The organism is Cytophagales bacterium (assembly GCA_033344775.1).
Classification (GTDB): Bacteria; Bacteroidota; Bacteroidia; order Cytophagales; family Cyclobacteriaceae; genus JAWPMT01.
Genome location: JAWPMT010000004.1, coordinates 777127 through 799402, shown reverse-complemented (window position 1 = coordinate 799402; position 22276 = coordinate 777127). Strand labels below are relative to the sequence as shown.

General features: G+C 42.9%; 25 protein-coding genes. 15 read left to right on the top strand and 10 right to left on the bottom strand.

Going from position 1 to position 22276, the window contains the following annotated elements:
- Positions 1 to 6 precede the first annotated feature (6 nt).
- Positions 7 to 3420, top strand: coding sequence for a DUF6443 domain-containing protein (locus R8G66_12190; GenBank protein MDW3193122.1), 3414 nt, complete (start codon positions 7 to 9; stop codon positions 3418 to 3420).
- The gene (locus tag R8G66_12185) at positions 3417 to 3767 is read left to right on the top strand and encodes a hypothetical protein (protein ID MDW3193121.1); all 351 of its coding nucleotides are present in this window, start codon (positions 3417 to 3419) and stop codon (positions 3765 to 3767) included. Before R8G66_12190 ends, R8G66_12185 begins: the two co-directional genes overlap by 4 nt.
- A 41-nt stretch (positions 3768 to 3808) precedes the next feature.
- Here R8G66_12185 and R8G66_12180 read toward each other — a convergent pair whose 3' ends face one another.
- Positions 3809 to 4159 carry a hypothetical protein gene (locus R8G66_12180; protein ID MDW3193120.1) on the bottom strand — a complete coding sequence of 117 codons (351 nt, stop codon included), beginning with the start codon at positions 4157 to 4159 and terminating at the stop codon, positions 3809 to 3811.
- Entirely contained in the window at positions 4156 to 4491 is a 336-nt protein-coding gene (locus R8G66_12175) for a helix-turn-helix transcriptional regulator (protein ID MDW3193119.1), read from the bottom strand. Before R8G66_12175 ends, R8G66_12180 begins: the two co-directional genes overlap by 4 nt.
- A 159-nt stretch (positions 4492 to 4650) precedes the next feature.
- Between R8G66_12175 and R8G66_12170 the strand changes: the two genes are divergently transcribed.
- The 9 genes from R8G66_12170 to R8G66_12130 all read left to right on the top strand — a co-directional run bounded on the left by R8G66_12170 (position 4651) and on the right by R8G66_12130 (position 12829).
- Positions 4651 to 6186, top strand: a complete 1536-nt coding sequence (locus R8G66_12170) for a hypothetical protein (GenBank protein ID MDW3193118.1) — start codon at positions 4651 to 4653, stop codon at positions 6184 to 6186.
- 85 nt (positions 6187 to 6271) lie between these two features.
- On the top strand, positions 6272 to 7288 hold the full coding sequence (locus tag R8G66_12165; protein MDW3193117.1) for a tyrosine-type recombinase/integrase: 1017 nt from the start codon (positions 6272 to 6274) through the stop codon (positions 7286 to 7288).
- Positions 7254 to 8177: a tyrosine-type recombinase/integrase gene (locus R8G66_12160; GenBank protein ID MDW3193116.1), complete on the top strand. Its 924-nt coding sequence runs from the start codon at positions 7254 to 7256 to the stop codon at positions 8175 to 8177. The genes R8G66_12165 and R8G66_12160 overlap by 35 nt, the downstream gene beginning before the upstream one ends.
- A gap of 194 nt (positions 8178 to 8371) precedes the next feature.
- Positions 8372 to 8608, top strand: a complete 237-nt coding sequence (locus tag R8G66_12155; GenBank protein MDW3193115.1) for a hypothetical protein — start codon at positions 8372 to 8374, stop codon at positions 8606 to 8608.
- Between the two features lie 1044 nt (positions 8609 to 9652).
- Entirely contained in the window at positions 9653 to 10141 is a 489-nt protein-coding gene (locus R8G66_12150; protein ID MDW3193114.1) for a hypothetical protein, read from the top strand.
- 222 nt (positions 10142 to 10363) lie between these two features.
- Positions 10364 to 11407, top strand: a complete 1044-nt coding sequence (locus tag R8G66_12145; protein ID MDW3193113.1) for an RHS repeat-associated core domain-containing protein — start codon at positions 10364 to 10366, stop codon at positions 11405 to 11407.
- Positions 11408 to 11478: 71 nt separating this feature from the next.
- A complete protein-coding gene (locus tag R8G66_12140) occupies positions 11479 to 12042 on the top strand; it encodes a hypothetical protein (protein MDW3193112.1) in 564 nt (187 codons plus the stop codon).
- 242 nt (positions 12043 to 12284) lie between these two features.
- Positions 12285 to 12695: a transposase gene (locus tag R8G66_12135; protein MDW3193111.1), complete on the top strand. Its 411-nt coding sequence runs from the start codon at positions 12285 to 12287 to the stop codon at positions 12693 to 12695.
- A complete protein-coding gene (locus R8G66_12130; GenBank protein ID MDW3193110.1) occupies positions 12692 to 12829 on the top strand; it encodes a hypothetical protein in 138 nt (45 codons plus the stop codon). The genes R8G66_12135 and R8G66_12130 overlap by 4 nt, the downstream gene beginning before the upstream one ends.
- 307 nt (positions 12830 to 13136) lie before the next feature.
- Here the strand turns inward: R8G66_12130 and R8G66_12125 are convergent, their stop codons facing one another.
- From R8G66_12125 to R8G66_12095, 7 genes are all read right to left on the bottom strand, one after another.
- Positions 13137 to 13610, bottom strand: a complete 474-nt coding sequence (locus R8G66_12125) for a DUF6265 family protein (GenBank protein ID MDW3193109.1) — start codon at positions 13608 to 13610, stop codon at positions 13137 to 13139.
- A 50-nt stretch (positions 13611 to 13660) separates the two neighbouring features.
- Positions 13661 to 14227, bottom strand: coding sequence for a YciI family protein (locus tag R8G66_12120; protein MDW3193108.1), 567 nt, complete (start codon positions 14225 to 14227; stop codon positions 13661 to 13663).
- Positions 14224 to 14763, bottom strand: coding sequence for an RNA polymerase sigma factor (locus R8G66_12115; GenBank protein ID MDW3193107.1), 540 nt, complete (start codon positions 14761 to 14763; stop codon positions 14224 to 14226). Before R8G66_12115 ends, R8G66_12120 begins: the two co-directional genes overlap by 4 nt.
- Positions 14764 to 14827: 64 nt before the next feature.
- Positions 14828 to 15799 carry a DUF3667 domain-containing protein gene (locus tag R8G66_12110; GenBank protein MDW3193106.1) on the bottom strand — a complete coding sequence of 324 codons (972 nt, stop codon included), beginning with the start codon at positions 15797 to 15799 and terminating at the stop codon, positions 14828 to 14830.
- Positions 15796 to 15963, bottom strand: a complete 168-nt coding sequence (locus R8G66_12105; GenBank protein MDW3193105.1) for a hypothetical protein — start codon at positions 15961 to 15963, stop codon at positions 15796 to 15798. Before R8G66_12105 ends, R8G66_12110 begins: the two co-directional genes overlap by 4 nt.
- The gene (kdsB, locus tag R8G66_12100; protein ID MDW3193104.1) at positions 15960 to 16691 is read right to left on the bottom strand and encodes a 3-deoxy-manno-octulosonate cytidylyltransferase; all 732 of its coding nucleotides are present in this window, start codon (positions 16689 to 16691) and stop codon (positions 15960 to 15962) included. The genes R8G66_12105 and kdsB overlap by 4 nt, the downstream gene beginning before the upstream one ends.
- Positions 16688 to 18028, bottom strand: a complete 1341-nt coding sequence (locus tag R8G66_12095) for an NfeD family protein (protein ID MDW3193103.1) — start codon at positions 18026 to 18028, stop codon at positions 16688 to 16690. Before R8G66_12095 ends, kdsB begins: the two co-directional genes overlap by 4 nt.
- A gap of 191 nt (positions 18029 to 18219) precedes the next feature.
- Between R8G66_12095 and R8G66_12090 the strand changes: the two genes are divergently transcribed.
- Genes R8G66_12090 through R8G66_12080 form a run of 3 tightly spaced genes read left to right on the top strand, consistent with a single transcriptional unit; the run spans position 18220 to position 20781 of the window.
- The gene (locus tag R8G66_12090; protein ID MDW3193102.1) at positions 18220 to 18873 is read left to right on the top strand and encodes a hypothetical protein; all 654 of its coding nucleotides are present in this window, start codon (positions 18220 to 18222) and stop codon (positions 18871 to 18873) included.
- Positions 18857 to 20014 carry a LysM peptidoglycan-binding domain-containing protein gene (locus tag R8G66_12085; protein MDW3193101.1) on the top strand — a complete coding sequence of 386 codons (1158 nt, stop codon included), beginning with the start codon at positions 18857 to 18859 and terminating at the stop codon, positions 20012 to 20014. Before R8G66_12090 ends, R8G66_12085 begins: the two co-directional genes overlap by 17 nt.
- Positions 20011 to 20781 (top strand): TIGR02757 family protein, encoded by a 771-nt coding sequence (locus R8G66_12080; GenBank protein MDW3193100.1) that lies wholly within the window; start codon positions 20011 to 20013, stop codon positions 20779 to 20781. The genes R8G66_12085 and R8G66_12080 overlap by 4 nt, the downstream gene beginning before the upstream one ends.
- A 58-nt stretch (positions 20782 to 20839) precedes the next feature.
- On the opposite strand, the gene pyrE is transcribed toward R8G66_12080, so the two are convergent.
- Positions 20840 to 21490, bottom strand: a complete 651-nt coding sequence (gene pyrE, locus R8G66_12075; GenBank protein MDW3193099.1) for an orotate phosphoribosyltransferase — start codon at positions 21488 to 21490, stop codon at positions 20840 to 20842.
- Positions 21491 to 21586: 96 nt separating this feature from the next.
- Here pyrE and R8G66_12070 point away from each other — a divergent pair, with 96 nt between their 5' ends.
- The gene (locus R8G66_12070) at positions 21587 to 22276 is read left to right on the top strand and encodes an NUDIX hydrolase (protein ID MDW3193098.1); all 690 of its coding nucleotides are present in this window, start codon (positions 21587 to 21589) and stop codon (positions 22274 to 22276) included.

Sequence of the window (22276 nt, the reverse complement as noted above, 5' to 3'; positions counted from 1 at the left end):
GGCAAGATGATGAAGCAACTCAAATTTATCCTTACCCTACTTTTTGGCCTTTCTGTTTTGTTGGCTAAATCTCAGGAGAATGAGAATTATGTAAAGACCTATACAGCACGGGAGTCAGGATTAACGGATCTGATATCAGAAGATGACGAAATTAAAGTAAACCGGATCTCCCAGTACTTTGATGATTTAGGTCGTCCGATACAAACGGTGATCAGAAAAGGCTCTCGTTTGGGCAGAGATGTTATCACGGCAACAGCATATGATGACTATGGTAGGGCATATCGACAGTATCTACCTTACACGATCAGTCGTTCAGCAAGTGAAGATGGGAATTACGATGCCGCTTATGAAGCCAACGCGTTAAGTTTTTATACTGACCCTTATCATTTTACGGCATCTGAATATGAACTTTCTGCATTGGGCAGGGTAGAAAGGGTGTTTGGTCCAGGTAGCGCATGGCGTTACGAAGAGGGAGGAAACACCGTGGACAGACCAGTTTCTTATACCTACGAGACAAATACATCCGCGGATGTTATACCTTATTTTGATGTTAGTAACGATCAAGTCATTACCTTCAATGGAAATTATGAGACGGGGACGCTATGGATCACTGGAGCGAAAGACGAAGATGGTCATGAGACACTTGAATTTACAGACAAGTTTGGTAGGATAATCGCCAAACGGGTAGACCCATCCGGGATTGATGCGCGTACCTATTATGTTTATGACGATTATGGAAACTTAACATTGGTCATTCCTCCTGAAGCAGTGAGTAACGCCAGTAACAACTGGGAATCGAATCTCAATAATGCGACTTTTAGGAAAAACTGGCTATTCCGGTATCGCTATGATCAACGCAGTAGAATGGTCGAGAAGCAAGTGCCAGGAGCTTCTCCAGTTTATTTGGTGTATGATGAGCGGGACAGATTAGTCATGACTCAAGATGGAAACCTGAGGCAGAGAGGAACGGAGTATGTGGCCAGTGGTACGATCAAAGTGGTAAATAGCTACGAAGGAAAGAGCTACATTCGGGAGCCCGGAGCACAGATCTTGCTGACAAAACCCAACTTTCAAGCATCCAGGTACGATGGATTTTTTGTGCAAAAAGCCACTTCACAAACCGGGCAATCTGAACAGTGGCTGTATACGAAATATGATCAATTGAACAGGCCGGTTATGACAGGCATTGTGACCATCAATAATAGAACCCATGCACAGCTTCAGGATCAGGTTCAGGCTAGTCAGTTCACACTTAATTACGATCCTACGATAGCAGGAAATGCCTACGGATATAATGCCAATGACGTGATACCAGGTATGGTTTTCAACAAAGTTTTGACGATTACATTTTATGATGATTATGACTTCAAAAGCCATCTTGGGTGGGGGAGTACTTATAATACGGGAGCGGGTATTACACCTGGAGAAGATGTAAATGGAATGGTAACAGGTAGTCTCACAAGAATATTGGGTGAAAATACTTTTTTGAAAAATATTGTCTATTACGACGCCCGTTACCGGCCTTTGGTTAGCATTAGTGAAAATCACCTCGATGGCGTAGATCGGGTACAAACAGATTATTTCGATCTTGTTTCTCCTAATGTGAGCCAGATCACAAGGAATCATAGTACCTCCACAGGTAGTACGGATATCATCGAGACATTTTCTTACGATCATATGGATCGTCTGTTAAACCACGTTACGACGATCGATGGCAATCATACCAGTACCATTACTCTGGGCTATAATGAACTTGGTGAACTGGATGAGAAAAACATGAACGGTGTACAATCCGTAGACTATGCCTATAACATTCGAGGTTGGCTCACAACCATCAATGGAGGGTCTGATACTTTCGATGACGGTACGGATCAATTTGGGATGGAGTTGAAATACGATGATGCTCCAAATCCTCAGTACAATGGAAATATTGCACAGTGGTTCTGGAAAACAAATGGCGGAGGCCAAAATGAAAACGAGCAATTGTATCAATATTCCTATGATGCCTTGAATAGAATTACTAATGCCGGCTATGGAAGTACAGATAAAAATGGGTATTTTGCTGTAGGAGGTATCTCCTATGATTTGAATGGCAACTTATTGAGCCTGACGAGAAGAAGCGACTTCATTAAAATTGATGAGTTGGACTATTATTATGAAGGAAATCAATTGATTCAGGTAGAAGATAGTCGAAGTGCGACCAAAGGCTTTAAGGATCTGGACTCTCCAGTAGGAACCATAGAGTATACCTATGATGACAATGGCAATATGATCAGTGATGCAAATAAGGATATTACCAACATTCAATATAATCACTTGAACTTACCTGAGCTGGTCACTTTCGCAAATGGCAATTATGTCAATTACACCTATGACGCCACTGGAAGTAAGCTGGCGAAGATTACGAATATCGGCGCAGACCTTGATTACATTGGCGGGATACATTACCGAAATGGAGTATTGGAATTTGTTCAGCATACAGAGGGTCGTTTTACTTATGATAATAATAACTATGAATACAACCTTACTGATCATTTAGGCAACGTGAGGGTTACTGTTGATGAATCAGGGGATGTGGTGCAAAGAGATGGGTATTATCCTTTCGGGGGGACGTTCAATAGTTCAGCCACCAGCCCCGAAAACCTTTATAAGTATCAGGGATATGAGCAACAAAAAGAGACTGATACTTACTTGACAGAGTTTAGGATTTACGATGCTTGGCTAGGAAGATGGGCACAAGTGGACCCAAAGGCTAATGAGTTCCATAGCCCTTACACGGGAATGGGAAATAATCCTTTACTTTTCATTGATCCTAGAGGAGATACAATCTTTGTTAATAGCACTGGATATATCACCAGAAATGATGAGACTGATAATCTGGTCTATACGACAAATGAAGACGGAGAATTAGTAGCGCTTGGTGAAGTTGGTGGTGAGATTAATGTAGATGACATTTATGCAAATCTACTTGAGCAAAATACTGAGGAAGCCGCAGGAATGTTGAATCCCTTCTCTTTCAGGAACAAAGTGAAAAATAAAGGAGAGTGGGATTTGAAGAATAATAAGAATACAATTTTTGGTCTTGCTAACCATACAAAAGGAGAGAAAACCACCTTTACTTTTCAGGGGGAATCAATGGAGGCTCAAGATATAGGAAACCATCATTTCGGAGCAGTTGGAGAAGCTATCGGGATTTTTCCTCAGGAATTTATGCTTAAACAAGCTGGAGAAGCTCAAATGGCTGCTGGCACATCAAGACCAGAATGGCAGGTCTACAAAGAAGAAACAAGGACCACAGTTAATATGGGTGGAGTTACGACTTATAAAAGTAAAGTACTGCAACCACCTTACGGGGATGATCCTAGAGATCAAAAGTGGATAAAAGCCGGATTCCAGTACTACAATAAAATAAGGAAATGAAAAAGCTCTTATTAGCTGTTGTGTTGATCATTATCTCTGGTCTTGCCTTCTTTTTATATCAGTGGTCAACTTTTGAAATGTTTCCTGTCGAGAGCAACTTAATCCACGAACAAAAAGAGGGCAACAATACTTACCGGATTTATTATCTAGCTGGAAATGCTACGACGGAAGAAGTGATACAATTAAAAGTAGAGAGACAAGGATACGAGTATCTGATAGAGGCTTTTGAAGGTTATAATTCGCTTAATGACTTCAAAATAGTGAATGATTCAACGGTTCAATTGACTTTGCTTGACAATAGTTACAAGAATAATAAGCCTGATACTTTAGAAATCAGAATAGACTAGTAATTAGAGCCCCGCAGTGCCGGGGCTTTTTCTTTACTGCTTCAATCTTGCCTGAATCTCCCTAAGGCATAACCAATGATGGCACCAACAAGTGTTCCAATAGTTACTCCATCTAGAATTTTAGAATAACCAAGAAATACAACCGCCCCTAGAAGGAGAAGCACAAGGCCAATATCGAACAAATAGGTAAATAAAAAGGTCTGACGGCTACTAGCAAGGTTTTTCATGATATTAGCAACAGTGACTTTATAGTTCTCACCATTTACAAACTTCCAAAATTGAACATTGGCTAGCTGCTGGCTGAAAGCCTGAACTTGTCTCTCAAACTCTTGCTTTTGCTTTTCTTCAGGCGTTTTTTTACCATCTTCAGAATTGTTTTCCTGCTGGCTCATGAGTATGCTTGTTTGGTCTTAAAATCTCTTACAAGGGCATCAATGACGGAGAAGATTTTATCTTTCTCTGAATCTGGCAGACGTTGAATGTCCTTGATCCTTTTAACTGTGTCATTGTCCAATACTTCTTCCTGATCTTCTTCACTGACTAGATAATCAAGCGAAACACCTAGCGCGTCAGCTATCCGTTTAGCATATTCAACAGACGGCATTACATCCCCTCTTTCATATTTACTAATGGCATCCCTCGAAATGCCAGTTGCTTCGGCTAAATCTACCTGAGACAGGCTTTTGAGCTTTTTAAGCTTGGTAATCTTCTCACTCAGCTTCATAGAAAATCAGCAATTACTACTAAAAACGTAAGATCGTCTACAAAACTAGTCATTTATGGTAATGAAAAAATAATATAATACTTGATTGAGTGTATAAGATCATCTAATATTGCTGAACATCCTACTTGTATAATAAATTATTACGCAATTGCTGAAAAAATGGAAAGACTTAACTCTTCCAACCCTGAACACATCATCTATCAACACGAACCGCTAGACATTGCCGTACTTGGTGGCGTCCGTTTAGAAGGCTTGGACCGGATGCGAGTAACACTGAAGGTAAAAGTTGAACACCTGAGCTTACGGCATAACCTGGACTTGTACAATGACAACCAGACGGAGAAGCTTGTTAGGAAGATCGCCGAGCGGCTGGACATTGGTACGAGTGTAGCAACTGCGGCCTTGACTGATTTAACCGACTGTTTGGAGCAATACAGACTAGAGGAGATCGAACGACAACAACAGGCACATAACAAAAGGAAAATGCTAACTCCTGAAGAGATCAAAGCCGCCCAAGACTATCTGAAAGCTCCCAATCTAATGACTAGAACCATGCAGGACATAGGCAGGGCCGGTGTGATTGGTGAAATGATCAACCGCCTGCTCATGTACCTGATCTTTACCAGCAGGAAACGGGACAGCCCTTTGCACATCATCAGCTTGGGAAGTTCAGGAATCGGCAAAACACACCTACAAGAAAAGGTTAGCGCACTGATCCCGGATGAAGACAAGTTAGAAATCACCACTTTGAGCGGCAACGCCTTCTACTACTTCGGCCAACAAGAACTGAGAAATAAACTGATACTGATTGAAGACTTAGACGGAGCCGAAGAAGTGCTTTATCCCTTGCGAGAAATCAAGAGCAAGAAGCAGGTAACTAAAACGGTGGTGATCAAAAACACAAAGGGCGAGACCAGAACCGTAACGCTGAAGGTTGAAGGCCCGGTCTGCGTGTCTGGATGTACAACCAAGGAGAGTTTATATGAAGACAATGCGAACCGAAGCTTTTTGATCTACATCGATGAAAGCCCGGAGCAGGACGAACAGATTATGAGCTATCAACGCCAACTGAGTGCGGGCAAAATCAATCTGTCAGAGCAGTGGGAAGTCATTGAGCAGTTCCAGAACATGCAAAGAGTGTTGCAATCTGTGAGTATTAGAAATCCTTACGCTGAATCCCTGCGGATCCCGCAAGAAGTGTTTAAGCCCAGAAGGACCAACGCCCACTATCTGGCCTTTATCGAAGCAGTGACTTTTTATCACCAATACCAGCGAGAGAAACAACACGACAAGGAAACCGGAGAAGAGTATATCGAGACGACACTGGAAGACATAGAAGAAGCTAACAAGCTGATGCGTGAAATATTGCTGCGCAAATCTGATGACCTGAACGGGGCAACTAGGAATTACTTTGAGCGATTGAAAGTGTGGATGAAGCAGGAAGACAAGAACACCTTTAGCAATGTGTCAGCCAGACAGGCCTTGAAAGTGAACGCCAGCAATCAAAAGCGATACATGATCGCATTACAAGAATGGGGCTTGGTGAGAAAGGCAAAGGGCGACAAAAAGAACGGCTACGCCTACGAAGTGGCCACCTTCGATGATCAGCAACAGCGTAATGAAAAGATCGGGCAAGTGCTGGACAATACTTTGTCTGAGTTGAAGAAGTTCAAGAAGACCAAAAGAAGTTCATAGCCAAAAATGAACCACATAACAGCCCATACAGCCAGCAAACCTACAGAATCGAAGTAGTTCACTTTAAATCGGAAACATCAACCGAGTGAAAAATTTAGTCCTATCGAATCCCTCCTTTAGATACCTTGAAAAGAGCTTCACCGAATGGCTAAACGTCCAAGGCTACGCAGAAAGTACGGTTTATAGACTGCCGCCACATGTTCGCGAATTGCTTCACTATCTGGAGCAAGAAGGCATACAGAGCATTAAAGAACTAACGATCCATCACATCGAGACACACTATCAAAACCTGAAGGAAAGAAGAAATCAACGAAGGGGCGGAAGCCTGAGCAATGCACATCTAAATAAGCACATCCAAGCACTACGGAAGTTCACTGAGTACTTACGAAAAGTAGGCCGTCTGGAAATCGCCGAGCCACAAATATCTAATGAAGAGTCGGAGAACCGGATTATCTACCTAACCCCCGAAGAGATCACCTTACTGTTCAAAGTAACCTATCAATCGCCTGAGAAGTTGCCCAATGTAACCCCGGAAGTATTGGAAGCAATACAAGCCAGAGACAGAGCCATGTTAGCGGTGTTTTATGGTTGCGGGTTGAGAAGAAATGAAGGGGTTAATCTGAACGTTGGAGACATCAACTTTGATAGGTCATTGCTTCACGTGAGAAAGGGCAAGAACAATAAAGAAAGGTTTGTACCCATTAGCAAAACCAACCGAAAGTATTTAACTCAATACACCTACGACCACAGATCAACGCTAGTAAAAGCCAGCAAAAGTGAAGCGGTTTTTATCAGTTATCAGAGCCACCAAAGGTTACAAGGCCAAAGCCTGTTCAACCGGCTGAAGTATCTTCAACTGCAGACAGGCGATCTTGATCTATTGGAGAAAGAAATAGGTCTGCACACGCTCCGGCACAGTATCGCCACCCACTTTATGCAAGCCGGGATGAAGCTAGACAGTATCGCTCGATTCCTTGGACACGATAGCCTAGACAGCACACAGATATACACGCACTTAGCAGGTGTGAAACCACAATCGAAACAACCCTTTGCTAACCTCAGAGCCTATGAACCAGGAAGATTATCAGAAGACGAAAGATAGCTTTAGTGAATACCTGAAATCAAAGGAGTTCACTAACAAAAGCATCCAAACCCGGATGACTGTATTTAACCAATACTTACTGTGGGCAGATCAGGAGAACCTAGAGCCAGAACAAATTACTTACAATGATTTACTGCTTTACCTGAAGTACTGCCAAGGCCAAGGACTCCAACAAAGAACAATCAAAAGTCATATTGCGCTCATCAAGCACTATTATAATTACCTGATCCGAGAGCGTATAATCACCCTAAATCCGACAACAGACATCAACGTAAAAGGTGCGCGGCGCAAAGTGCTTTATCACATCATGGAGCCTCATGAGCTACACCAACTCTACCACGAGTTCCCCTGCAACAGCTTAGCAGAAAAGCGCAATCGGATCATGTTAGGGCTGTTTGTTTATCAGGGCTTGCGGACTGAAGAAGTAGGCAGACTGGAAGTGCAACACATTAAGCTGAGAGAAGGCAAAATCGATGTATTAGGCGGACGAAACAGCAATGAAAGGCTAATACAGCTTGAAAGCTATCAGGTAATGGATATGCACGATTACATCCTACAAGTACGACCGGAACTTATGAAGATGGAGCCTAAACGAAGGAACCAGCAGAAGCAAGAAACAGACCTGCTTTTCATTGGTCAGGGTGGGCAACGATACAGCATTAACAACTTCATTACTCAAACTATGATCAGTGCGCGATCAATCAACCCTGACCTATTAAATGCAAAGCACATCCGGGCCAGTGTGATTACAAAATGGCTGAAGTTGTACAACCTTCGAGAAGTTCAATACTTGGCCGGGCATAGATATATCAGCAGCACAGAAAGCTATTTGCAGAACGATCTGGAAGAGCTCAAAGAAGAAGTGCAACAATACCATCCATTAGGTTAATCCATGAATCATGAAGACTAGAGGACCATAGCCAATAACGAATTAGATAATTTTACTCCGAATCACAAGTGATCTAAATAAGATCATCAAGACTTACCCCTGTATGGTTTACAGCCAGGAAACGACTGTGTTGCTTACTTGTGAGCAAGGAGAACCTAAGCAGGGGTTCTTTTTAACTCCTAAATACAAGTAAAATGAAAGTAAAACCGAAAGAGTTAGCCCCGCTGGCTGACTTTATCAATGACTCCTATGTGGGTGATCTAGCCACGGCCAGCAATGACCTCAGAAAGGCAGTTTACATGCTCCATTACATCGAGCCGGGTTCGGTAACAGAATCAGAAATCAAGGACGTATGTTTTGCACTCCATCACATGAGCCAAAGACTATTTACGGCCTATAAGGATCGAATCAACATCAAACTAAACAAGTAACTACAGGCTCCGAAAGGAGCCTTTTTTAATCCCCTGAATCAGAAGAAACCATTTTAGAAAAAGCGGACAAAATACTTTAACCCCTCTACGAGCTACACACAATTAGCTACGCTACCTCGGCATTCCGCCTGCCCCGTCTACAGTTCCCCAGACAGCCCCGCAGTACTCACCGCACTCGCCGATGTGATCGGCCTCTAATCCAATGGATGCATCCCTCTTGTGCCGGTATGGCCCAGTGCACCGCTAGTCCAGCAAATCTTTTTGAAGTGATGTTTTGAAAGGGTTTAGAAGTCAGTGGGTCGCTTGCAGTTTTGGGTGGGTGAAGTTGAAAGGTCAGTTTACCCGTGATAGGTCAGTGGTAATCTGTTTTTACCCAGGCATCGAGCCAGGGCAAAAAACACTTAGGAAAAGCGGCGTGCCTGTGGTTCGTCTGTCAGGCTGCCCGTCGGAAATAGAAAAGGTCGTTCCAGTTTTTTCTTTGGTGTTCATTTTTTTAGGCAAGAAAAAAACGGGGCTCCACCTTGTCTATTCCTTTGGTTGCTGCCAGTACGGTCCTCGTCACAGGTGTTCTCTCTGTCTTTTTTGAATTATTGAACGCCTGCGGCAGCTAGGCAAAAAAGCCAGCTACTCACCTCTAGTTTATGCGGGCCTGCGACTCACGCCAGTTCCCTGCGCTTCACTCCTGAACGAGTCAGGTGCTTGCTCCGGCACTTCCGGCCACTCCTTACAGTCGCTTTACCCGGCAGGCTGGCGAGAGTACCCGCAGACGGCCCGCCAAGGTTATCAAGATAGCTAAGCTCATCAGGCTTTTAACTCAGGTGGTGGAAACCTGCCGCACTCTGTTAATGATCTGCCCCGATCCGGTGCAGTGCTTCCCTTGGCACATCCTCCCGGTAACCAAGTCGGCGACCTGGTACGTGCTTTAGTTGATGATCGAGTACGCCGACTTGTTCACCGGAACGATGGACGATCCGAGACAGGCCAACAAATAGCAATAAATGCCCGTTAATATGGTTTTATCAACAATAACTAAATGTACAAAACATGGCAACAGAGAATCTTGTATCCATCACAATTAGCCCGGAAGACCTGGGCAAAATCAATGCAGCAGTTACAGAACTCAACACAACGCTAAAGCCGCTATTAATCTCTTTATCAGCTGACCAGCGACGAGAGATACCCAAGATGGGAGACGGCACAGAGCCTTTTGTTAGTAAGGTCATGGACTATGCGAAAAGCAATCCGGAGTTTGCACCACCTTACATGAATGTAGAAGAGCTGGAGATTGATTTTAACGCAGTGAAAGACCTCAATGCGGTGTATCGTCCCTTGTTGCAACTCTTACAGCAGTTAAATGATAGTATCATGCTCTCAGGCAGTGAAGCTTACGTAGCGTCACTGGCTTACTACAACTCTGTTAAGATCGCATCGAGAATGAACATTGCAGGAGCTAAAGCCATATATGATGACTTGAAGCAACGTTTTTCCAAAGTGACCACCACAAATGGTCAAAGCCTGAGCACTGATACTTAAAGTTGAAGCTCAGAGCCGCAAGGGGGTACCTCGGAAGTACCCCTTTGATGCTTTTTGCTCCCTGTTTTGAGCAAATTACTCGCCCTTCGAAGCAAATAGCCGCAAACAGCTAGTTCAGCGCTTCAAGCACCCACCTCAGAGGTACCCCCGACCAGTAAAAAACTAGCTCTTTGAAGCTCCGAAGTACCCCCCGCTAGTTATGAACCTTTTATCTTTACCTAAATGGCTTGCCCAAAACTGCTATATGATCACGATCAGGAGTCTTTACCGTTTTTAGAGGTATGGAAGAAGGAGCGCTTAGAAAATACCGACGCTCTTTTTTTAGGTACCCCAGGCGAAAAAAGTCGCGCTGAAAATTTTTGTGATAGTTACTTGCCCTTTGGGATGGCGTTTAATAGTTGGACCAGTGGCACAGAGAACTTGTATAAGTTCACAGGGTATGAAGAACAAAAGGAAACTGCACTCATTGATTTTGGCTGGCGAAATTATGATCCGGCTTTAGGAAGGTTTAATTCAATTGATTTGTTCTCTGATAAATATTATGATTTAAACCCCTATCAATATGCGGCTAATAATCCTCTGAAGTATGTAGATATTAAGGGTGATAGTTTGATGCTATTTAAAAACGGCGTTTATGTAACTACTGTTGATAATGGTAAAGAAGAAATAACTGGTTTTAACCAAGAGTCAACGATTGATGAAGATGGTAAGGAGATGTTCACAGGTGGGCAGAGTTTTTCTTTTAATGACATTGATTTAGATAAAGAAGGAGCTAAAACAACTAGGCTTAATTTTATTTCTAATGAAGATGTTTCCAATATAATATCCGAGAGTGGTGTTAAAGACCAGAATGTTTTATCTAGATGGCTTTATGCGGCAAATGAAAGTACTGCGACAGATGCTAAGCCGAATGCAAAAATGGATTTTCAAGGAGACGAGCGTATAAAATATCATGGAGTTAATATCATAAATGGAGTGGCCTACAATCATAAAGATGCTGGTAATTACTTCTGGGGCTATGCAATGGGAGCGATGGGCTTTACAAGCCTAACTGCAAGGTCAGCAGCACACTACTTTGCTTGGGGTTGGGGTAAATTAACTAACCCTGGAATGGCAAGTACAAATTCAAACCCTATTATGAGATGGTTTGAAAACAGGTCTTGGGGTGGTGATTCTGCGGCGGACCAACGAGCTATACAAAATGGCTTAAACGATTCGGGAAGCTATTGGGAAAATAAAAAGAAAAGTTTCAAGAAATGGCCATGATAATGTTGAGATATAGAATAATTATCCAGTTAATTCTTCTTCTCTCATTGATCAATTGTTCACAAGAACGAATGACTGGAGATTCTTTATGTCAGGAATTTTACCTCCTTAATAAAGATAAGAACTTTAGTAATTTATTAGATGTAGCAATTGGTGGACGAAGAGGTAAGAGTGAGTATGATAAAGATTTAAATAAGTATGAATATAATTTTTATCAAATTGACCTTTATGATAAGGGCTTACAACAGTTTGTTGTGATCCCGGTGTATAAGAAAGGTGCTACTTTCTCAGAAAAGAGATCCTTTTTCTCACAATTATCAAATGAAGGTCATAATGTTCTTTCTAAAAAGATGACGACTGATTTAGATAGTGTCTCTTTTGACGCTTATGTAGCTAATGTCGATCAGATATATGAGGATTACTATAATATTAGAACCCCTGTTAATTATAATTTTAAGAATGTGATAGTGGAAGGAAATCCATCGTCAGGTTCTTTTATTACATTTATTCTCCGAGATACTTGTAAAGTTTACTATGTTCTAGATAGGAATGATCTAGATGAACGCTGGAAGAGACGGTTTTTGAAAATGGAAAAGCTTGGTAGCAACTGGTATTATGAAATCACCAAAACTTAGTAGACTTTCACTGGTCCTCTTTTAAGCGATATCGGGTACGAATAGATGAAAAACATTTAGAATGCGGAATAAGCCTCTGAATCACCCACATCTAGGCATAGTTTGTAAAAAAATAGAATCCCATCTAGGTATAGTTTGTTAAAAAATAGAATCTGAGCGTAGGATGTTCCTACGCTCTAATTTACCCTGCTATCCGAGCGGAAAAAGCGGTAGCTTTTAAAACCAATTCAACAATCAACATTATGTCAGACAGCTATCAAATCAAAGATCAATCAGCCATCTATTTTCTTACCTTTCAAGTTGTCGCATGGGTGGATATATTTAGTCGGAAGGTATACAGAGATATCATCATAGAAAGCCTGAAATTCTGTAGGGCCCATAAAGGATTGATCCTATATGGCTATGTGATTATGACAAATCATGTTCATATTATCGTCAGAAGCGAAACGGGAGTACTTTCAGATACTATGAGGGATTTTAAGCGATTTACATCTCGAAAAATCATGCAATTAATTGACGAGAATAGTCATGAAAGTAGGAAGAAGTGGATGCAAATTGTCTTTTCATATCATGCCAAATACAATAAAAGATCAGGTAACAAACAATTCTGGACACATGAAAATCACGCGTGCAATTGGACACCAATGAAATGATTGACAGCAAATTGAATTACATTCACGAAAACCCGGTTCGGGCCGGTTGGGTAGAAGAAGCAGAACACTATTTGTACAGTAGCGCACGAAACTATGCGGGTATGATTAATCTATTGGAAATAGAAATGATATAAAAGCGTAGATACAATCTACGCTTAGAGGGGGTTATTGGGAAGTTTTCACTCCTTGCAATGAAAAAGCGGTAATAGAAAAAGAGAATTTATCAAAGGAACTTAGTGAACAAGAAGCTTCTGATTGGTTGAACAACCTTGAACAAAGTATTGAAGGAAAATAGCCCTTCTCCTGCTATTCGCGATGTTCCATTCGGTCATCGGGAACAAAAGAGGAAAGCGGGTCTTGGACCCGTCGTAGAGATAACGCCTCGCAGAGATGTGAGGCTTTTATAAGTATGAGGATTCTGCGATTTTAAGGCGAAATTTCTCAACCCTTCCTCTGCATCTTAAACACCTCTGTTTTTACTTCCTCTCCATAGCGCATCTTTAGTCGGATTTCCATTGCTGTGTCTGACTTACGTTCGAAGACAAGTCCTTTGAGTTCGATTTTATCAGTCGTATAGTCGATCATTTCGAAATGGACGAAATCCTCCTTGGTTTCCCAGCTAACCATTTCAGGAGTAAAGTGTTTGAGGCGAAGCCCCGTCTTGTCCAGCACCATGAATTCATAGAAGTTCAAGGTGCCGTCGCCTTTGTGATGGCGGTAGACACCCATCATAGTGCCATCAGCCGAAGGCTTGGACCATATTTCTTCAGAGGTGCCTCCAAAGCCATCACCGACCCAGGTGCCGGCCAGCCACTGGTAATCATTGATGTCAAAAGGTTTCTTTGGTTCAGGTTCTGCAATCCCCAGAAATGGGATCAGTAAGATGAACGAGAGTAGTTGGATATGCTTTTTCATGTTGATAGAGATGTGATAATAATTTTGATAAGTTAATTTTTTTGTTGGAATTATCTCACCATATAGGCTTTTACTTCCACCGTTCCTCCATATTTCACATGTGGGTTTTCCTGAGCAACTGCAAGGGCTTCTTCCAGTGAATTAGCCTCAAGAATGAAGTAGCCGGTGGTGCGAGTTTCAGCGTCTTCACCTTGGGCCTCATTTGGTTTTCCTTTTCGTATCAGCACCGCTTCGTTGACCAATTCATGGCCCGTGATCTTCACGCCTCTGACAAAGGTATTTTGCATCCATGCTGCGTACTCCTCAAACATTTCTATGGGATCTCCGGGAGTAAATTGTTCATCCTCATGAAGAAGTAGCATGTATCCCATTTCTGGTGTGATTGAAATCTGATTTGAAGTAGTTTTCCCGTACCACGTTCCTCCAAGAAACAGGAGAATACTGGCTGCAATTCCGATAATGATCCTTCCGATATTCATTTTATTTTCTTTAACAATATGACCTTCGAATTTCAATTGATTGACGAGTTGCTCTTCGATGTGTGTTGGTGGCATTAACTCTTTTTCCAGCTGGTTAATAAGCCGTTGATCGTTTTCGTTAAGATGTTCCTCTCTCATTTCCTTGCTGCGTTTGAATCTTCACTTAAATATTCTCTGAGTGCCTTTCTGGCATGAAAGAGCTGACTTTTACTGGTGCCTTCGCTAATGTCCAGTAGCTCCGCGATTTCTTTGTGTTTGTACCCTTCGATATCGTGTAAAACAATGATTTGCCGATAACCAGGTGGAAGTTTAGCGATGCCATTTTCCAGATCGATGCTGGTGGTGGACCACCCAGGATCAACGATGGGCTCAGCCTGCGATAAGGCCGCATCATCCAAGGCCTCCAGACTTTCAGTTTCCTTCCTTTTCTTGCGAGACAAGTTGATGAGAATGCCGACTAACCACGTCTTCAATTCAGACCTCCATTCGAACTCAGCGAATTTTCGGATCGCCACCATCCAGGTTTCCTGGATCAATTCCTCAGACAAAGAATCATTTTGCGTGAGCCTGAGGGCCATCCGGTAGAGGTGTGGCGTTTTTGCCCTGTACAAGGTTCGAAACGCTTTTTCACTCTTCGAATGCAGGAAGTCGTTTACCAATTTCCGATCATCCATTCCATTTGCATTTCCTATAAGTTAGGTAAGTAGGGCAAAAGGTTGGTTTGGGGAAAAAAGTTTTTTAATAGATGATCAAACTGATGATTGCTTCAATCACAATAGAAGATGTAAGTAGAAAGAAATAAACCGTGCCCATTGCAAACAGCTTGACAAAGGACATCAGGTACGATTGCCTACAAACCCGAACCAATGAAAAATAGATGTAGATACTCAAGCCAAGAAAGACAACAAATAATACATTCTCTTCTGTGAGAGAAAATGCCAGAATGAACAACCAGCCAATGGTGAGCGCGAAAAAAGCAAAAGAATGAATGTGGAAGGAGTGGATCAAGTGCTGTATATACAGACCCTTCTTCCGATAAAAGAGTTTGAGGAGAAGTGCGTATAATGGTAAAATGACGAACATCATGACTGGTATATTTCCAATGATCGCATTATTGATTTGCTCCTGTGTGGTATTGGACAACCTTACAATGCGCCGGATCGCCATTCGATCCCAAAAGCTCCGACCTTCTATGTGAAGTGAGTCTAATATCTGTTTGGAAGTGTGATTTTCACTATACATTTTTTTGATCAGCGCGAATTCACGATCTGACAACATGAAGTCTTCTTCCGGGTCGTATTGAATGGAATCAGGGTGCATAGCCAACAGACTATCTGCATGGACCTCATCCATCATTTCAATGAATGTTTGGCTGCCACTTTCTTCGTTTTCCTGGGTTTGAATAAATGAGAACACGGTAAAGTGGATCAGGCTGATGACTAAGTATAGTCTTACCGGATGGGCAAATCGAACCCTTTTTCCCTCATTGAAGGCATTAGTAAGGGTGCCAGGACTAATTAAAAAAGGTTTGATGGACCTGCCGAAACGTGAATCCAGTGAGAAATAATTGGAGAAGAATTCACGGAAAAGCAATCCAAACGAAATGTTGTTGTCGTTATTTTCCTGGCCGCATTTGGGACAGAAATTATACACTTCGCTGATGTGTGCACCGCAATTGAGGCACTTGTTGGCTTTCCTGCGGATCCTCATGTTTTCTTTTTGAATAGATATTGCAAGCCATGCGTGGCTCCCCAAACCAATAGGGCTGCGGTACCGTACTCAAGGGCGTGCGCTTCGTCACGCAGTGATAACCAGAACAAAACAAAAACGGTCCCGATCATCACCCAGATGATTACTTTTTGGATTTGATTCACGGCTGAAAGATACGTAATGCCCGGTCAATATCTGCAGGGACATCAATGCCGGTGCTATCGATCGTTGTTTCCTGTACCTGAATGGAATACCCATGAGCCAACCATCGGAGTTGTTCTAAGGATTCAGCTACTTCCAACCCTGCTTGTGGCAGTTTCACTACAGCCTCCAATGTCGCTTTTTGAAACCCATAGAGTCCTACATGCTTGTAATAAGTTTGCTCCACTGGCCATTGTTCCTTGGATCGCGTTTTGCAATAGGGGATAGGGCTTCTGCTGAAATAAAGGGCTTTTCCGTTGTGATCGGTTACAACTTTGACCAGGTTTGGATCCTGGATGTCTTGCCAATCCTCAATTTTGATTTTGAGGCTAGCAATTTTTGCCCCGGCTAATAAAGATTCACAAACCAATTTAATTTGTAGAGGGTCGATAAATGGCTCATCTCCCTGGATATTCAGGAAATAATCCCCTGTAGTGTTTGCTGCCACCTCTGCACATCGTTCCGTTCCATTCTTATGCTCGGTAGAAGTCATCACGACATTTTCAGTAAACTGAAGAGCAGCTTCCTGAATGGCTTCATGATCCGTAGCTATGATCACTTGATCCAATAGATCACATTGTATTGCCTTTTCATAGACGCGCTGGATCATGGACTTGCCAGCGATATCCGCCAGAGGCTTGCCCGGAAATCTTGTCGAAGCATACCGGGCTGGGATGATGCCTATGATCATCCTTCCAGTTTTTTCACTTTGAGTGAGGTCCCTTCATCCGAGATTACTTTTACTGGCTCACCTTGTGCGATGTATTCACCTCTTGTCGTAGCGTCATACACAGTATCTTCAATCATGATCTTACCACTGGGCCTTAAGATGGTGTGAGCGACACCTTCTTTACCTTTCATGGTTTCTTCGATGAACCGAGAAGTGAAACCCTGACTTGTGTCCTGAGTATCAGTCAAAGCAATTTTTCTAAAGAGTGGACTGTTGGCGAGCCTCACACCCCCGACGAACAATAGCATGATCGAGAGCATGAATCCGACCATCGTGGTTGCGGCTGCAATGAAAATATCGCCACTGCCTACCAGGGTAAAGTCCAGGAGGTCGTTATCCAGCATGACCAGGGTCAATGAACCAAGTGTAAGGATCAATCCAGAGACACCTGCGACACCAAATCCGGGCAGGACAAATATTTCTACGGCAATGAGTACCACTCCCAGGAAGAATATAGCTATCTCCCAGTTTTCCGCCAGTCCGTTCAGGTAGTATGGCGTGAAGTAAAGCACGGCTGCCACAGCGGAAGCGAGAATAGGGAAACCAACACCGGGTGTTTGCAACTCGAAATAGATGCCGCCGATGATGATCAAAATGAGAATACCACTGACGAATGGGTTGAGGAAAAGGGCAATTACTTTTTCAGAAGAACCTAAACTGTAGGTCTCCACACGATAATCTTCTATCCCTACGCGTTCGATGACTTCTTCGAGACTATTGAGTTCTGCTTCGCAGAAATCGTATTTAATTGCTTCAGACACAGCTAAGGTCAGCACTTTGCCTTCAGTGGCGATACTATCCAGATCTATGTCTTCGTCTACCATGGCTTCAGCCAGGGCGGGATTTCGTCCGGTGGCTTCGGCTGTAGACCGCATGATGGATCGCATGTAGGATTGATATTTGTCCGGAGCTGCTGCGCCATCACCACCTACCACGGTGGCCGCTCCGATACTCGAACCAGCTGCCATATAAATACTGTCGCAAGCGATTGAGATCAAAGCTCCGGCGGAGGCAGCATCTCGATTGATCCATGCATAGATGGGCTTTTCAAAATCCAAAATACGGGTACGGATCTCATCGGCATCATTCAGTGCGCCGCCATAAGTGTCCAATTCAATGATCACAATGTCAGCACCGGCATCTATGGCCGCTTCCAAACCCAGCTCAGTGTATCGATTGGTTCTGGGGTCTATGTCATCCAGTACCTGTAAATGATAGACCAGTTTTTGTTCATTATCTTGAGCTAAGACTGAAATCCCTAAAAAACAGCTCAGAAGTATCGTCAATATATTTTTCATCTCTAATGCAGTTAACCCAATGTAGTTTTAGTTCTGTTCTGTGAGGTATCTTGCAAATTAATGCAATTAGTCAATTCCCCCCATACTTCTTTAGTTTCCTGTTTGGGTGATTTTATTACAAAAAATTATCAAAAATCATGTGAATTAAACTGTAGAACTCGTTTGTTCTCGTCCTTAAACCCTCACGCGTCGTGACACTGGTTTTTAAAGAAAAATTTGAAGGATTAGTATGGAAGATCCTGGAAGGAAATGAATTGGCAGCATTAGGGATAGAACTTCGGTCCGAAGAAGACCTGCAGGTGCAGTATCGTGTTTTAGAACTGAATTCCTTTGATCAGGTGATTTATGAAAATGAAGCCCTGGATTGGTGGACTGGACTTCAGGGGGTAGATCAGGGAAAGCTTTGGGTCAAGAAGTTTGAAGATGAAAGTGATCCTTCACAGCACGTTTGGTGGTCTGTAGATCGATTGAGTGGCGAACTGTTTGAAGAACCGATGCCCGAAAAACTGATGCAGGCACCCTCTGAGAGTATATTTCCGGTAGTCTTCCATCATGGGACTGAAGCCTTTGAACAGGTGCAGCGCTTCATGAACAGGAGAGGAATAGAAATTGCAGAATCGGTGGAGTATTTAGAGCAGGAAGGGTATATTTTCGTAACGTACTATTTAAAGAAAAATAAGCAGCTAAGTCGCTTCGTTTACGTAATGGATAAAGGGGGGCAGGTATTGATGGATCATCAACTAGATGAAAATATGGAGGGTGTGGTTTTTCAGAGCTTCTTTACTTATCAAAACCTGCTCATATTTGTTGAAAACAGGAATGAATTACATGTCTATCAGCTATAGATACATGATCACGGCGTTGTGTTGTTGCTGGCTCTTAGGTGCCCGTGGCAATTGGATAGCTACAGACTCACTTCGATTGGAAGAACGAGATGGAAGATATTTTGTGATCCATGAAGTAGAGGCGAAAGAGACGCTTTATTCCCTTTCCAGGCGATATGCTACAGAAATTGATAGCATCAAAGCCAATAATGAACTCAGGAATGGTGGAATTGACCTTGGACAAGTGCTTAAAATCCCTGTTGCAAAACCTGCTGGTGAAGCGACGCAATTTATTGTGAATGAAGTAGAAGAACCACTTGATGCACGACGTAAGTTTCATACGGTCATGTCAGGAGAAACCGTTTATTCTTTGTCAAGAAGATATGAAATTGAGGCATCGGATTTGAGAAGTTGGAATGGTCTCAGTGATAACAATTTAAGTATCGGCGATACGCTTTACGTAAGTCCTCCTTCTGTAGCAGATAAGCCCGAAGCAAAGGAAGAGGCAAATGATCCAATGGATGATGAAGCGAAGGTGGTAGATGTCATTACAGAATTGCCGACGAAGAAGGATACCACGGAGACCCTCCCAGAAGATGTCGTCGAAGCACTTCCGTCTGCAGAAGTAATAGATAAAGATTCAATTGATTATTATACGCATTATGTCCAGTCTGGCGAAACCTTGTCGCAATTGGCCAGAAGGTTTGAGACGATTCCAGACAGCCTAATTTCCTGGAATGGATTAGAGACAAGTACACTAAGAATAGGTGATAAGTTATTGGTCAAAAAGGTGATTGAACATGATAGCCTGAATCATTCCAGGCCAAGAACTCGATTTACTTCCTATGGTTCACGGTTTTGGATAGAAACAACGGATCAGGATACCCTTGTTCATGAAGAGGGGATTGCCGGGACCATAGAGAACATCATTGAGACCCGTAAGTTCCTGGCGCTGCATCGAACGCTTCCCGTAGGTGCTGTGATGAAAGTCGTCAACTTGATGAATCATGAATCACTGGAAGTTCGAGTCGTGGGTAAATTGCCAAATACGGGGCTAAATCGAAACATGATGATTCGATTTACAGATGCGACATTCAAGCAACTCGGAATAATCGATAAAAAATCACGTGTGGAGATCATTTACTCCGAAATCAAAGGATGAAAAGAACTGAACTGAAGGCCTTTCTCGACGAGAAAGCAGACACTTACAATGTTCCAGGTTTCATCGCTAATGACCCGATCTCCATTCCCCATCGATTTTCGAGAAAGCAGGACATAGAGATCTCAGGCTTATTTGCGGCTGTCCTGGCCTGGGGCCAGCGGATCACGATAATCAATAAATGTAAGGAACTACTGTCCTGGATGGATGATGCGCCTTACGAGTTCATGCTACATGCGAAAGATGATGACCTGAAGCCATTTGTGGACTTCAAACATCGTACCTTCAACGGGACGGATTGCCTGTATTTCATTCACTTCCTACGTGATTTCTATAGCAAACATGAGAGCCTGGAAGAAGCGTTCGTTCAGGGCCAATATAGTCTGACAGATACTGAAAATGCCCTGACAAATTTCTACGAGCGATTCTTTTCATTGCCAGATTATCCGCCACGGACACGTAAGCACATACAAAATCCTGCAAAAAAATCAGCCTGCAAGAGAATGAACATGTTTCTACGTTGGATGGTACGTCACGATGACCGGGGAGTGGATTTCGGTATCTGGAAGCGACTTACTCCAGCGCAATTGGTTTGTCCTTGTGACTTACATGTCGATCGCGTGGCCCGGAAACTAGGACTAATCAAAAGAAAACAGACCGATTGGCAAACAGCTCTGGAATTGACTGAAGGCCTTAGGAAATTCGATCCCGAAGATCCTGTACGTTATGATTTCGCTTTATTCGGTTTAGGGATAGAGGAGAAGTTTTAGGAGTTGGTACCTACAAGGTCTCCGATAAATCTATTATTAGACCTTATAGGTTTGATGATTACTTCCCCCAACTCCCCGGATCTTCCCTCCACGCATTCAATGTTTCCACCAACTCAGGTTTCAATAGACCATTTTCGGCAGCATATTCGATGAGCGTAGGATAGTCACTTAGATAGGACAAGTTGACGTTATTAGATTCCATGGCCTCCCGTGCGATGTTAAAATCATAAGTGAAGATTGATACCATTCCTTCAATCTCAGCTCCGCTGGCTCTTAGGGCTTCTACGGCTTTCAAAGAACTACCACCCGTTGAAACCAGGTCCTCTACCACAATGACTTTCTGTCCGGGATTGAGTTTTCCTTCAATTTGATTTTCCAGGCCATGACCTTTGGATTTGGACCGTACATAGATCATGGGCAGACCGAGTGCTTCTGCAACCAATGCACCTTGCGGAATACCTGCAGTGGCCACTCCAGCGATTACTTCGGTGTTCGGGAAACGCTCACGGATCATGTCAGCCAGACTTTCTTTGATCTTGGTTCGAAGTGCGGGGAATGATAGGCTCAAACGGTTATCACAATAAATGGGTGATTGCCAGCCGGATGCCCAGGTGAACGGATCTTCGGGTTGCAATTTGATAGCACCTATGCTCAATAGTTCCTTTGCAATTTCTTTTGCGAGGTTTTTGTCAAAGCAGTTGACTGACATGGAATTCTACTTCTAATTATTTTTCAAAATATTTTGCAATATTGGTCACAGTCGGTGATAATTACATGAGAAAATCACCAAACCTTTTCACGTGCAGTGAAAATATTCATTAATGACACCCCTGTCAATCTGACAAGCTCGAAATCGATTACCAGTCATGGCGACTTTAATGTCACCCTGGATGGTAAATCAGTTAAGATTTCTCATAAGATGCTGGTCGATGACGTCCTTATCATGAATGCTTCTCCCAAAAAGGTAGAAGAGCTACTTCAGGTCATGACGGACAAAAAATTGAAGAATCTGAGTTCGGTCACCTTTGCCAGTGACCACAAGAAGGAACTGGTGGCTTACATCAAAGACAAGTTTAAGATCGTGGAAGCCGGAGGCGGAGTTGTGCAGAAAGGAGATCGTCTATTACTGATTCACCGCCTGGGGAAATGGGATTTGCCAAAAGGCAAGCTTGACAAAGGAGAGAAGATCAGTGAATGTGCCTTGCGAGAAGTGGAAGAGGAAACATTGGTGAAATGTCTGCTCGGACCGAAAATTTGTCATACCTGGCATACCTATACCCGAAACAAGAAATACGTCCTTAAGAAGACTTCCTGGTATGCCATGGAATGCTTGGACGATTCAAAAATGGCTCCACAGACAGAAGAAGACATTGAAGAAGTAAGGTGGATGGATCTGAGGGAAATGCGTGAGGCACTGTACAATTCTTATCGAACCATTCGATTCGTGATCAGTGAGTATCACAAACAGCTAAGAGAAGATCAAGGAGTGGCTTGA

Excerpts from the sequence above, each read along its gene's own strand:
- R8G66_12190 (MDW3193122.1), top strand. The coding sequence starts at position 7 with ATGATGAAGCAACTCAAATTTATCCTTACCCTACTTTTTGGCCTTTCT.
- R8G66_12185 (MDW3193121.1), top strand. The coding sequence starts at position 3,417 with ATGAAAAAGCTCTTATTAGCTGTTGTGTTGATCATTATCTCTGGTCTT.
- R8G66_12180 (MDW3193120.1), bottom strand. The coding sequence starts at position 4,159 with ATGAGCCAGCAGGAAAACAATTCTGAAGATGGTAAAAAAACGCCTGAA.
- R8G66_12175 (MDW3193119.1), bottom strand. The coding sequence starts at position 4,491 with ATGAAGCTGAGTGAGAAGATTACCAAGCTTAAAAAGCTCAAAAGCCTG.
- R8G66_12170 (MDW3193118.1), top strand. The coding sequence starts at position 4,651 with ATGGAAAGACTTAACTCTTCCAACCCTGAACACATCATCTATCAACAC.
- R8G66_12160 (MDW3193116.1), top strand. The coding sequence starts at position 7,254 with ATGAACCAGGAAGATTATCAGAAGACGAAAGATAGCTTTAGTGAATAC.
- R8G66_12155 (MDW3193115.1), top strand. The coding sequence starts at position 8,372 with ATGAAAGTAAAACCGAAAGAGTTAGCCCCGCTGGCTGACTTTATCAAT.
- R8G66_12150 (MDW3193114.1), top strand. The coding sequence starts at position 9,653 with ATGGCAACAGAGAATCTTGTATCCATCACAATTAGCCCGGAAGACCTG.
- R8G66_12145 (MDW3193113.1), top strand. The coding sequence starts at position 10,364 with ATGGCTTGCCCAAAACTGCTATATGATCACGATCAGGAGTCTTTACCG.
- R8G66_12140 (MDW3193112.1), top strand. The coding sequence starts at position 11,479 with ATGACTGGAGATTCTTTATGTCAGGAATTTTACCTCCTTAATAAAGAT.
- R8G66_12135 (MDW3193111.1), top strand. The coding sequence starts at position 12,285 with ATGTCAGACAGCTATCAAATCAAAGATCAATCAGCCATCTATTTTCTT.
- R8G66_12130 (MDW3193110.1), top strand. The coding sequence starts at position 12,692 with ATGATTGACAGCAAATTGAATTACATTCACGAAAACCCGGTTCGGGCC.
- R8G66_12125 (MDW3193109.1), bottom strand. The coding sequence starts at position 13,610 with ATGAAAAAGCATATCCAACTACTCTCGTTCATCTTACTGATCCCATTT.
- R8G66_12120 (MDW3193108.1), bottom strand. The coding sequence starts at position 14,227 with ATGAGAGAGGAACATCTTAACGAAAACGATCAACGGCTTATTAACCAG.
- R8G66_12115 (MDW3193107.1), bottom strand. The coding sequence starts at position 14,763 with ATGGATGATCGGAAATTGGTAAACGACTTCCTGCATTCGAAGAGTGAA.
- R8G66_12110 (MDW3193106.1), bottom strand. The coding sequence starts at position 15,799 with ATGAGGATCCGCAGGAAAGCCAACAAGTGCCTCAATTGCGGTGCACAC.
- kdsB (MDW3193104.1), bottom strand. The coding sequence starts at position 16,691 with ATGATCATAGGCATCATCCCAGCCCGGTATGCTTCGACAAGATTTCCG.
- R8G66_12095 (MDW3193103.1), bottom strand. The coding sequence starts at position 18,028 with ATGAAAAATATATTGACGATACTTCTGAGCTGTTTTTTAGGGATTTCA.
- R8G66_12085 (MDW3193101.1), top strand. The coding sequence starts at position 18,857 with ATGTCTATCAGCTATAGATACATGATCACGGCGTTGTGTTGTTGCTGG.
- R8G66_12080 (MDW3193100.1), top strand. The coding sequence starts at position 20,011 with ATGAAAAGAACTGAACTGAAGGCCTTTCTCGACGAGAAAGCAGACACT.
- pyrE (MDW3193099.1), bottom strand. The coding sequence starts at position 21,490 with ATGTCAGTCAACTGCTTTGACAAAAACCTCGCAAAAGAAATTGCAAAG.